Source organism: Methylibium sp. T29 (assembly GCF_000576205.1).
GTDB classification, from domain to species: Bacteria; Pseudomonadota; Gammaproteobacteria; order Burkholderiales; family Burkholderiaceae_C; genus Methylibium; species Methylibium petroleiphilum.
Map to the genome: position 1 here is coordinate 1 of NZ_AZND01000110.1, position 11551 is coordinate 11551.

The following is an 11551-nucleotide window of genomic DNA, read 5'->3' on the forward strand; positions in this document are numbered from 1 at the left end:
CGCGGCCAGCCGGCTGCGGCCCAGCGCCACCCAGGCGGCCACCGCGGTGGCTTGCGGCTCGCCCGCCGAGCGCTGCTCTGCATAGGGCAGCAGCACCTGTTCGAGCACCGCCGTGGTCGCCTTGCGATCGGTGGTACGCGAGAAATAGCCAGGCAAGGACCCGATGGCCGCCGGCCGCTGGGCCGGCGGCACCAGCGCCAGCGTGGCCCGCAGCGGCTGCACGGTTTCGGCGGTGCGATTCAACGCGACCAGCAACTGCACCTCGAAGCGGTGGGCGTCGATCGAGCCGGGCACGGCTTGGCGCCAGGCGCGTGCCGCATCGAGCGCCTGCTCGCCGGCCTGTGCCTGCAAAGCGACTTCGGTGGCGCGCCGGAACAGGCGCTCGTCGCGGGTCTTGCGGGCCGCATCCAGCAGGACCTGGTAGCTGGTACCGGCATCGCCCTGGCTGAGCTCCATCTCGCCGATCAGCAACTGGTAGAACAGCGGTGCGTCGAGGACCGAATTTTCCACCGGTGCCGCAGCGCCCGGCCCGGATGCCGGCGCTTCCGCCGGTGCAGGCTGGGCCCACGCCGTCGCGGCAAGAACGCTGGAGGCCGCGAGGGCCAGGACAGCGAATCGGAAAGGGGCCATGGACACTCCAAAGTCGAATTTCATTCTATGCATCCCCAGATAATGGCCCTATGCCCGAGTTGCCCGAAGTGGAAGTCACGCGCCTGAGCCTGGTCGATCGGCTGCGCGGCGCCGAGATCGCAGGGGTGCGTGTGGGCAAGCCGTTGCGCTGGCCGCTTGGCTGCGCGCCATCGACACTGGTCGGGCGGCGCCTGCTCGACGTCAACCGCCGCGGCAAGTACCTGTGGTTCGCACTGGGAGCGCGGCCCGGCGTCGCGGCCGATGACGGCGGGCTGCTGCTGCATCTCGGCATGTCGGGTTCGCTGAACCTGTCGATGCACGCCGATCCGCCCGGCCCCTGGGACCACTTCGACCTGGCGACCAGCCACGGCCTCCTGCGGCTGACGGACCCACGCCGCTTCGGCGCGGCCGTGTGGTCGTCCTCGCGCGACGAGGGCGCGGCCGGCAAGCTGCTGGCGGGACTGGGCGTGGAGCCGCTCGAGGCCGGCTTCACCGCCGCACTGCTGCACGCGCGCCTGCGAGGCCGTCGCGTCGCCGTCAAGCAGGCGCTGCTGGCCGGAGACATCGTGGTCGGCGTGGGCAACATCTACGCCTCGGAGGCGCTGTTTCTGGCGGGCATCGACCCGCGCACGCCGGGCCATCGCATCAGCCTCGCGCGCTGCGAGCGCCTCGTCGATGCCGTGCGTGCGGTGCTCGCCCGTGCCGTGGCGGTGGGCGGTTCGACGCTGCGCGACTTTCGGGACGCCCATGGTCTGGGCGGCGCCTTCCAGAACGAGGCCCGGGTCTACGGCCGCGAGGGCGAGCCCTGCACGACCTGCGGCGGCACGGTGCGCCGCATCGTCCAGGGACAGCGCTCGACCTACTTCTGCCCCCACTGCCAGCGTCGCTAGCTAGCGCGGTCGACGCAGCGGCCCGCTGTCACAAATGCACACGTCTTGAGCGGCGCGGGCGTGACGTGCTGACGACGGCGGCACGCCGGCGAGAAGGGCCCTGCGCTACCATCTTCCGCACAGAGAGCCCGCGTTGGAAAGTCACCCGTCCGCCTCGTTCGCCCACAGTGTCGACACCCTTGGTCACTGGCGCAGCACGCTGGAATCCAGGGTGCGGGAACTCGCCCGTTTCCTGCGCGAGCACGAGTTGCTCGACGAGCCCGCGACCGGCCTTCTCGAGTCGTTGCGCCAGCGGCTCGCGGGTGAGAAGCTCATCGTCGCCTTCGTCGCCGAGTTCTCGCGCGGCAAGTCGGAGCTGATCAACGCCATCTTCTTCGCCGACACCGGCCGCCGCATCCTGCCGGCAACGCCGGGCCGCACCACGATGTGCCCGGTGGAGATCGGCTATGAGGCCGACGAGCCGCCCGGCCTCGCGCTGCTGCCGATCGACACGCGCCTGCAGAGCCCCTCGCTCGCCGACCTGCGCCGCCAGCCCCGCGCCTGGCAGCTGACGCCGCTGGACATGGAGGACACCGAAGGTCTGGCGCAGGCGCTGACCCAGGTGACCCAGACCCGGTCGGTCAGCGTGACGATGGCGCGCGACCTCGGCTTCTGGAACGACGACGCGCCGGACGACAACCCGCCGCTCGACGAACAGGGATGCGTCGAGGTGCCGGCCTGGCGTCATGCGCTGATCAACCTGCCTCACCCTCTGCTCAAACGCGGCCTGGTCGTGCTGGACACGCCGGGCCTCAATGCCATCGGTGCCGAGCCCGAGCTCACCGTCGGCCTGCTGCCGGCGGCCCACGCCACCGTGTTCGTGCTGAGCGCCGACACCGGCGTCACCAAGTCCGACCTGGCCATCTGGCGCGACCACCTCGGCGTGCAGGGCGTGAGCCGCTATGTCGTGCTCAACAAGATCGACACACTGGTCGACCCGCTCAGCACGGCCGAGGAGACCGAGGCGCAGATCGAACGCCAGTGCAACGATGTGGCCCACACGCTCAACATGCCTCGCGAACGCGTGTTCCCGCTGTCGGCCAAGCAGGCCCTGGCGGCGCGCGTGGCCGGTGACGAGGCCGATCTCGTCGCAAGCCGCCTTCCCGCGCTCGAGGAGGCCCTGAGCGAACGGCTGCTACCCCAACGCCAGCAAATGCTGGCGCAGATCGGCGTCGAGGGCATCGCGATCGTCGAGCAGCAGGTCGGCCGGCGCCTGACCGACCGGCGCCGTCAGATCGCCGAGCAGTTGCTCGAGCTGCGCGGCCTGCGCGGCAAGAACGCCACCAAGGTCAAGCTGATGCTGACGCGCGTCGATGCCGAGGCGGCGGAGTTCGAACAGTGCATCTCGCGCCTGCAGGCGATGCGCGTGGTGCACACCCGCATGCTGAAGGACGCGCTGCTCGACCTGTCGAGCGACCGGCTGCGCGAGCACGTGGGCGAGATGCAGGAAGGCATCCGCAGCTCGCTGCTGCAGCTCGGTGCCAAGAAGGCCTTCATGACGCTGTGCGGCAAGCTGCGCGAGCGCATGAAGCGCGCCCAATCGCGCAGCGAAGAGATCCACTCGATGCTCGAGGCGTCGTTCGAGATGCTGAACACCGAATTCGGGTTCAGCCTGCTGGTCGCGCCCACGCCCGAACTCGGCCGCTTCATCGGCGACCTCGACCTGATCGAACGCAACTACGTGCAGTACCTGGGCTTGACCCAGGCACTCAAGCTCACGCAGGAGCGCTTCCTCGAGCAGTTCCGCCGCATGCTGGTGTCGCGGCTGCGCGTCGTCTTCGAGAGCGCCAGCGGCGAACTCGAGCTGTGGAACAAGACCGCGTCCACTCAGATCGACACCCAGTTGCGCGACCGTCGGCGGGGCTTCAAGCGCCGGCGCGAGGCACTCGAACGCATCCAGGCCGCCGCCGGCGAACTGGAGTCGCGCCTGAGCGAGCTCGAGAGCCAGGATGCGCGCCTGCAGCAGTTGCAGCAGCGCGTGACCGAGCTGGTCGAGGGTACCCGACTGCACGCCGATCCGCGCGGCGACCTGTCCGAGCGGGATACCGTCAGCACCAGCGAACTCCTCGACGACTCGATCGACCTGCTGCTCGACTTCGAGATCGATCCGGCCCGCGCTTGAGCGCCGTCGTGTCCCCACCGGCCCCGAGCGGCAGGACGCCGGCTTCCGCGCCCGACACCGGCGCAACCGCCACCACGGCCAGCCTGGCCGAGCGCGTGGTGACGTGGCAGCGCACCCAGGGTCGCCACGGACTGCCCTGGCAGCGCGAGCGCGATCCCTACCGCGTGTGGCTGTCGGAGATCATGCTGCAGCAGACCCAGGTCAGCACCGTGCTGACCTACTATGCCCGCTTTCTCGAACGCTTTCCGGATGTGGCCGCGCTGGCGCGCGCGGCGCTCGACGACGTGCTGGCCGCCTGGGCTGGCCTGGGCTACTACAGCCGCGCGCGCAATCTGCACCGCTGCGCCCAGGCGGTGATGGCCGAGCACGGCGGCCGCTTCCCGGCCAGCGCCGAGCAGCTCGCCACGCTGCCCGGCATCGGCCGATCGACCGCCGCCGCCATCGCCGCGTTCTGCTTCGGCGAGCGGGCCGCGATCCTCGACGGGAACGTGAAGCGCGTGTTGACGCGCGTCCTGGGCTTCAGCGCCGACCTCGCCGTCGCCCGCCACGAGCGCGGCCTGTGGGCGCGGGCCTGCGAGCTGCTGCCTCCGGCGTCGGCCGACATGCCGACCTACACCCAGGGGTTGATGGACCTGGGTGCCACCGTCTGCCTGGCCCGCAAGCCGAACTGCCTGCTCTGCCCGCTTCAGGGCGACTGCGTGGCGCGACGTGAGGGCCGGCCCGAGGCCTACCCGGTGAAGACGCGCAAGCTCAAGCGCACCCGCCGCGAACACTGGTGGCTGTGGCTGGAGCACGCTGGCGCGGTGTGGCTGCAGAAACGCCCGGCGACCGGCGTGTGGGCCGGGCTGTGGAGCCTGCCGCTGCTCGACGACGAAGCCGCGCTCGGTGCGGTGGTGCAGCGCTGGCAGGTGCCGGTGGAGCCGCAGCCGCTGATCGAGCACGCACTGACCCACTTCGACTGGACGCTGCACCCGCGGCGCGCGGTGCTGGACAGCGCAGAGGGTGTCGAGGCCGCGCTGGGCCCCGGCCGCTGGATCGCGCTCGACGCCCTCGATACCGTGGGGCTGCCGGCGCCGCTGAAGAAGCTGCTCGCGGCGCGCTAACGCGCCAGCGCCTTCAGCGCGAGCTTGATGCCGTCGCTGACGCCCACCTCGGCTGGCAGCGCCTTGACCGCCGCCTGCGCCTCGCGCTCGCTGTAGCCCAGCGCGATCAGCGCCTGCAGGATGTCGGCCTGCGCGTCGCTGGCCGGCTTGCCGCCGATCGCGGGGCCCAGATCGGCACCGAGCTTGCCCTTCAGTTCGAGCAGCAGCCGTTCGGCGGTCTTCTTGCCGATACCCGGCACCTTGACGAGGCGGCTGGCGTCCTGCGCCGTCACCGCCTGCGCCAGATCACCCACCGTCAGACCGGACAGGATGGACAACGCGGTGCGCGGCCCGACACCCGAGATCTTGATCAGCATCCGGAAGGTTTCGCGCTCGGGCGCCGTGAGGAAGCCGAACAGGACCTGCGCGTCCTCTCGCACGACGAAGTGCGTCAGCAGCGTGACCTTCTCGCCGATGGCGGGAAGGTTGAAGAAACTGCTCATCGGCACGTCGACCTCGTAGCCGACGCCGCCGACGTCGATCAGCACCTGCGGCGGGGATTTCTCGGCCAGCAGGCCGGTGAGGCGACCGAGCATCCTAGGCTGCCGCGGCGGTCGCGGCGCACGGGTGCGCCGTCTTCAACGCCGGAACAGGCCGAGCCGCTGGGCCTCCAGGGCCACCTCGGCGCGCGAGCTCACGTTGAGCTTGCGGTAGATCTGCTTCACGTAGTCGGCGATGGTGTGGCGCGACAGGTTCAGCTGCACGCCGATCTCCGGCAGCGTGAAGCCCTTGGCCACGCGCAGCAGGACTTCGTTCTCGCGCTCGGTCAGCGTCACGCCCGGCATCAGCGGCGTCTTCTCGCGGAACTGGCTGCGCTGCTGGGCCGCGAAATACTGGATCACGCGGCGCGCGATCGACGGTGACAGCGGCGGCTCGCCGGCGCTGATGCGTCGCAGCTGGTCGGCCAGCTGTTCGCGGGACTGCTCCTTCAGCAGGTAGCCGAAGGCTCCTGCCTGCAGCGCGGGGAACAGGTGGTCGTCGTCGTCGTGGATCGTGACGACCACCGACTGCGCCTCGGGCTGGGCCTCGCGCAGCGCCGCCACCACCTCCACGCCCGAACCGTCGGGCAGGCCCAGATCGACCAATGCCAGATCGAAGCGCTGGGCGCTGATGTGCTCGCGCGCGTCGTGCACGCGGGCGGCCTCGGTGATCTGCGCCTGTGGAAACACCTGCAACGCAAGTGCCTTCAACCAGACACGGATCTCGGGCAGATCTTCCAGCAGCAGGATGTGGGTCATGTCACTCACCGTTTCATGGTAACAGTCTGAGCGCTGACGGCAAGGCCCGCAAGCGACCGGGCGCTGCTCACAGCGGAAGCGTGAGCCGGATCACGGTTCCATAGCCCGGGCCCGACTCGATCAGGCACTGGCCCTGCATCTGCTTGGCGCGTTGCTTCATGCTGGCCATGCCGTGGCCGCGGTCGAGGCGGCCGTCGAGTTCGAGCGGGATGCCGCGCCCGTTGTCTCGGATCACCAGCTGGAACTCGTCGCCGATGCGGCAGGTGACGGTCGCCCGCGAGGCGCCGCTGTGCTTGATGAGGTTGCTCGTGGCCTCGCGCAGCACGCGCGTCGTCTGCACATAGGAACGGGCCGCCAGGGTGCGCGGCGTGGTCGGCTCGGTGCTGTGCCACTCGATCTCGATGCCGGCATCGCCCAGCCGCGACACCGTCTCGGCACGCCAGTCGGCCAGCGCGTCGGTCAGCTGCACCGGCTTGCCGGCGATGCCACGCACCGACAGCCGCATCTCCTCGAGCGCCTCGCGCGCCAGCGTCGAGATACGCTCGTCGGTGCTGGTGTGGACGATAGTCAGCAGCTTGGCACCCAGGTCGTCGTGCAGGTCGGCGGCGATGCGCTTGCGCTCCTTCTCGGCCACCTGCTCCACCCGCACCTCGGCCAGGTGCGAGAAGTTGCGCTCGATCTCGGCCGAGATCTCGTAGACGCGCTGCTCGAGCTGCTGGCGCGCCGTCTCGGCGGCGGTCAGCGCGTTCGCGAAGGTCTGCACCAGCCGGAACGCCAGCACGCAGAACAGCAGCGGGATCGCGAAGTGGATGACATGGACATTGGGCAGCTTGAGGAAGCTGTCCTGCACACCGACCTCGATGCCGATCACCACCACGACCAGTGCGAGGATCGAGCCCAGCAGCCAGAACTCGCCGCGCCGCGTGCGCCACACGTGCGCGAGGCAGAAGCCGATCGCCGCGAACACCTCCAGCGCCAGCACGGAATAGCACAGCACCGCCCCTGAGAACAGCCGCTCCGGCCCGGCCAGCAACAGGCCGGCCGGCATCACCAGGCACTGGGTCCACAGGGCGATGTCGACGGCGCGCCACTTCATGCCGCAGTAGCGCAGCAGGAACAGCACCGCACACACCGACAGCGGGACGAAGGCGATGCAGCTCAGCAGTTCCAGCGTGCCGTTCGGCAGCGGGATGTCGCGCCACCAGATGCGAGCGCTCAGCAGCGCCCAGCCCAGCGACACCACGCCGAAGTACTTCAGGTGCGACACGCGCCGCACCCAGCCCAGCGCCAGCATCACCACGCCGATCATCACGAGCGTCGCCGCCACGATCTGCGCGAAGCTCACGTTCCAGAAGCGCTGGCGCTCATGCAGCTCGCGCAACTGCGAATAGGGCCCGATCAGCACCTCCGACAAGCCACCGGCACGCTGACGCCCCGCCACGCGCGGCAGCGGGTAGCCCACCACCTGGAGCGCCAGTTCGTTGCCAGCGGCATGCAGCAGACCGGCGGGCAGGCTGACCAGCTGCGACTGGTAGCAGTTGCGCGTGACCGGCTCGCGCAGGCTGCCACCGCGATAGAGCAACTGGCCATTGAGGTAGACCTCGAGGTTCGAGCACACCCGCGGGATGTAGGCGGCGAGCAAGGCGCCCGCAGCCTGCTGCGGCGCATCGAAGCGCAGCCGGTACCACTTGACCTGTTCGCCCGCCGGGCCCTGCGCCGACCAGTCGTCCGGGAGTGCCACGGTCTCGAAGCCGCCGCCGACCGGCGGCGCGAGCGTCAGCGACGGCACGCTGGCGACCTGGGCGCTGCGCAGCGTCAGCAGGTCCGTCGTCTGGGCGACCGTCGGAGCGGCGAACGGCAGGCCGCCGCACAGGCCCAGCCACAGCAGCAGAAACAGGCGCCCGGGCGCGGAGAGGTGGCGAAGCATGGGCGGCGATTGTGCAGGATGGTGCGCGGGGCGTGCCTGTCGCCGGCGCCCGGCCGCGCCACAATCGGGCTCCCCACGCGACCGCCCTGCCCGTGATCCTGCGCCACGCCTTCATCCCGCTCGACAACATCCGCCTCGCGCACCTGTGCGGCACGCTCGACGAGCACCTGCGTGCCATCGAGGCGGCCTTCAACGTCGGCATCACGCGCCGCAACGAGTCCTTCCGCATCGAAGGGGCCAAGGCGCAGGCCGAGCGCGCCACGGCGCTGCTGCAGTCGCTCTACGACCGCGCCAAGAAGCCCATCCCCCCGGAGAGCTTCCAGCTCGCGCTGGTCGAGGCCGCCCAGGGCGGCGGCGTCCGCGACGCGAACCCCGGCGACGGCGCCATCACGCTGCGCACCCGCCACGCCGACCTGGCCGGCCGCACCGGCAACCAGACCCAGTACCTGCGCCACATCCTCGACCACGACATCGCCTTCGGCATCGGCCCGGCCGGCACCGGCAAGACCTTCCTCGCCGTGGCCTGCGCGATCGATGCGCTGGAGCGCAGCGCAGTGCAGCGCATCGTCCTCACCCGGCCGGCCGTCGAGGCCGGCGAACGCCTGGGCTTCCTGCCCGGCGATCTGGCGCAGAAGGTCGACCCCTACCTGCGCCCGCTGTACGACGCGCTCTACGACCTGATGGGCTTCGAGCGCGTCACCAAGGCCTTCGAGAAAGGCACGATCGAGATCGCGCCGCTGGCCTTCATGCGCGGACGCACGCTGAACCACGCCTTCGTGATCCTCGACGAGGCACAGAACACCACCACCGAGCAGATGAAGATGTTCCTCACCCGCATCGGCTTCGGCAGCAAGGCCGTCGTCACCGGCGACGTGAGCCAGATCGACCTGCCCAAGGGCGTGGAGAGCGGCCTGATCGAGGCCGAGCGCGTGCTCCGGCGCGTCAAGGGCATCGCGATGACGCGTTTCACGTCGGCGGACGTGGTTCGCCACCCGCTGGTGGCCCGCATCGTCGAGGCCTACGAGACCGCGGCAAAGCCGGTGTCCTAGGATGAAGCGCCCCGCCCGTCCGGTGCTGAACCTGTCGCTGCAGTTCGCCGATGCAAGCCATCGGGCCCAGCTGCCGCGCCACAAGGTACTGCGCTGGATCCGCGCCGCACTGGACGTGCCGGCCGAGATCACGGTGCGCATCGTCGGAACCGACGAAGGCCGCGCGCTGAACCGCGACTACCGGCAGAAGGACTACGCCACCAACGTGCTGACCTTCGACTACGAGGCCGAGCCGGTGGTGGTGGCCGACCTGATCCTGTGCGCCCCGGTGGTCGAGCGCGAGGCCCGAGACGAGGGCCGCTCACTGGAAGCCCACTACGCCCACCTGCTGGTGCACGGCACCCTGCATGCCCAGGGCCACGACCACGAGATCGAGGCCGAGGCGCAGGCGATGGAAACGCGCGAGACCGAGGTGCTGCGTGCGCTCGGCTACGCCGATCCCTACGCCTGAGCGCACTCCCGCCAGCCATGACCCTCGTCGTCTTCAGCTGCGTGCTGCTGATCGTCGCCACGACGCTGACGCACTACGAGGTGCTGAACCTGCTGACCCGCCTGCTCGACCGGCTGCACTGGCCGGGCCGGGCCAAGCTGATCGTCGCCGTGCTCGGCTGCTTCATCGGCCACGGCGCGGAGATCCTCCTCTACGGCGCCGGCTACTGGCTGCTGATCATCAGCGCCGGCCACGGGTCGCTGGGCGGCACCGCCACGCCCGACCTCGGCAGCGCACTCTATTTCTCGGCCGAGACCTACACCTCGCTGGGCTTCGGCGACGTGGTGCCGGCCGGCCCGGTGCGGCTGCTGGCCGGCGTCGAGGCGCTCAACGGCCTGCTGCTGATCGGCTGGTCCGCGTCCTTCCTGTACCTGGAGATGGAGCGCTTCTGGCGGCGACGCGAGCGCTGAGAGGGGGGGAGCAAGGCGTTGCGCCACGCTCACTGCTTCAGGATCGCCAGCCCCTTCAGGTACTCGCCCTCGGGGAAGTTCACCGTCGTCGGGTGGTCCGGCGCCGCCTCCAGCCGTTCGAGCAGGTAGCCGTCGACCCCGGCATCGAGTCCGGCGCCGGCGACGATCTTGTGGAACAGGGCGGCGTCGACACCGCCGGAACACGAGAACGTGAACAGCAGGCCGCCGGGCACCAGCAGCTTCAGCGCGAGGCGGTTGATGTCCTTGTAGGCGCGTGACGCGCGCTCGGCGTGCGCCGCCGTCGGCGCGAACTTCGGCGGGTCGAGCACGATGGCGTCGAAGCTCGCGCCGAGCTCGAGATGGCGCCGCAGCGTGCCGTTCACGTCGGCGTCCAGCGCCTCGTGCCGCGCCGCATCGAAGCCGTTCAGCTGCACGTGCTCGCTCGCCCGCGCCAGCGCCGGGCCGGACGAATCGACGCTGATCACCTGCTGCGCGCCGCCGGCCAGCGCGGCGACCGAGAAGCCGCCGGTGTAGCTGTAGCAGTTCAGCACGCGCCGGCAGCCGAACTGCCGCACCAGCTGCATGAAGCGCAGCCGGTTGTCGCGCTGGTCGAGGTAGTAGCCGGTCTTGTGGCCCTCCGCCACATCGACCTTCAGTTGCCAGCCGTGCTCGCGGATCGTGAGTTCGGTCGCGCCCTCGTCGGCAGCGGGCCGGCGCAGCCAGCCGGTCGCGCTCGGCAGGCCCTCGAGCTCGCGCACGTTGGCGTCGGAACGCTCGTACAGCCGCGCGCACCCGGTGGCCGCCAGCAGGGCCTCGGCGATGGCCGGCTTCCAGCGCTCGACGCCAGCGCCGAGGAACTGTGCGCTCAGCGTGTCGCCGTAGCGATCGACGATCAGCCGGGCAGGCCGTCGGCTTCGCCATGCACCAGGCGCTGGGCGTCGCTGTCGATCGCCAACCGCGCACGCAGCGCGACCGCGCGCTCGACGCGCCGCGCGAACAGGCTCGCATCGACGCGCTCGGCCACATCGAAACTCCAGGCCCGCACGCGGATCTGCGACGCCGGGCTGTAGGCACCCCACGCGAGGAAGCTGCCGTCGTGGGCGTCGATCCGCACGGTCTCGCCCGGATCGGCTTTCCCGGAGGCGATGCTGCCCTCGAACACCCAGGGATGGCGGCGCAGCAGCGAGCGCTCCTTGCCGGCGCGCAGACGGATCGATTTCATGATCGGATTGTCGCGTGGGGCGGCGCGCGCCGGCGCCGCCGGCGACGCATCACGACTTCTTGCGCGCCCGCGGGTGGGCCGCGTCGTAGGCCTTGGCCAGGTGCTGGAAGTCGAGCTTGGTGTAGACCTGCGTGGTCGTGATGTTGGCGTGCCCCAGCAGCTCCTGCACAGCGCGCAGGTCGCCGCTGGACTGCAGCAGGTGCGAGGCATAGCTGTGCCGCAGCATGTGCGGGTGCACATGGGTCGGCAGGCCGGCCTGGATGGCCCGCTCCTTCAGCCGCGTGCGCACCTGCGAGGCCGTCAGCCGCCGGCCGTGGCGGCTGACGAACAGCGCCGGCTCGTCGACCTGCGCCACGCTGCCGCGCTGCGCCAGCCAGTCGTCCAGCGCGGCG

General features: G+C 70.5%; 10 protein-coding genes and 2 pseudogenes. 6 read left to right on the plus strand and 6 right to left on the minus strand.

From position 1 onward, the window contains the following. Nucleotides 1-510, minus strand: a pseudogene (locus tag x551_RS13300) (hypothetical protein); the annotation flags it as partial. Nucleotides 511-680: 170 nt separating this feature from the next. Here x551_RS13300 and mutM point away from each other — a divergent pair. The 3 genes from mutM (at nt 681) to mutY (ending at nt 4784) form a co-directional block, all read left to right on the plus strand. Next, nucleotides 681-1520, plus strand: a complete 840-nt coding sequence (mutM, locus tag x551_RS13305) for a bifunctional DNA-formamidopyrimidine glycosylase/DNA-(apurinic or apyrimidinic site) lyase (RefSeq protein WP_036230635.1) — start codon at nt 681-683, stop codon at nt 1518-1520. Nucleotides 1521-1653: 133 nt separating this feature from the next. Further along, on the plus strand, nt 1654-3681 hold the full coding sequence (locus tag x551_RS13310) for a dynamin family protein (protein ID WP_036230632.1): 2028 nt from the start codon (nt 1654-1656) through the stop codon (nt 3679-3681). A gap of 83 nt (nt 3682-3764) precedes the next feature. Beyond that, nucleotides 3765-4784 carry an A/G-specific adenine glycosylase gene (gene mutY, locus x551_RS13315; RefSeq protein WP_036248914.1) on the plus strand — a complete coding sequence of 340 codons (1020 nt, stop codon included), beginning with the start codon at nt 3765-3767 and terminating at the stop codon, nt 4782-4784. Here the strand turns inward: mutY and ruvA are convergent. The 3 genes from ruvA to x551_RS13330 form a co-directional block, all read right to left on the minus strand. Beyond that, on the minus strand, nt 4781-5359 hold the full coding sequence (gene ruvA / locus x551_RS13320) for a Holliday junction branch migration protein RuvA (RefSeq protein WP_011830812.1): 579 nt from the start codon (nt 5357-5359) through the stop codon (nt 4781-4783). The two genes, mutY and ruvA, sit on opposite strands and share 4 nt — an antisense overlap. 42 nt (nt 5360-5401) lie before the next feature. Next, nucleotides 5402-6061, minus strand: coding sequence for a response regulator transcription factor (locus x551_RS13325; RefSeq protein WP_011830813.1), 660 nt, complete (start codon nt 6059-6061; stop codon nt 5402-5404). A gap of 67 nt (nt 6062-6128) precedes the next feature. Next, nucleotides 6129-7988 carry an ATP-binding protein gene (locus x551_RS13330; protein ID WP_036230625.1) on the minus strand — a complete coding sequence of 620 codons (1860 nt, stop codon included), beginning with the start codon at nt 7986-7988 and terminating at the stop codon, nt 6129-6131. Between the two features lie 92 nt (nt 7989-8080). Here x551_RS13330 and x551_RS13335 point away from each other — a divergent pair, with 92 nt between their 5' ends. From x551_RS13335 to x551_RS13345, 3 genes are read left to right on the plus strand one after another with little or no spacing between them, the layout of a single operon-like run. Then, nucleotides 8081-9037: a PhoH family protein gene (locus x551_RS13335; protein ID WP_036230623.1), complete on the plus strand. Its 957-nt coding sequence runs from the start codon at nt 8081-8083 to the stop codon at nt 9035-9037. Between the two features lies 1 nt (nt 9038). Then, nucleotides 9039-9488, plus strand: coding sequence for an rRNA maturation RNase YbeY (ybeY, locus tag x551_RS13340; RefSeq protein ID WP_036248908.1), 450 nt, complete (start codon nt 9039-9041; stop codon nt 9486-9488). Between the two features lie 17 nt (nt 9489-9505). Continuing rightward, nucleotides 9506-9937 carry a potassium channel family protein gene (locus x551_RS13345; protein WP_036230622.1) on the plus strand — a complete coding sequence of 144 codons (432 nt, stop codon included), beginning with the start codon at nt 9506-9508 and terminating at the stop codon, nt 9935-9937. Nucleotides 9938-9966: 29 nt separating this feature from the next. Here x551_RS13345 and x551_RS13350 read toward each other — a convergent pair. Beyond that, a pseudogene (locus x551_RS13350) lies at nt 9967-11159 on the minus strand (class I SAM-dependent methyltransferase). Between the two features lie 49 nt (nt 11160-11208). Further along, on the minus strand, nt 11209-11551 hold a 343-nt coding region (locus tag x551_RS13355; RefSeq protein WP_036248911.1), incomplete at its 5' end, for a tyrosine-type recombinase/integrase.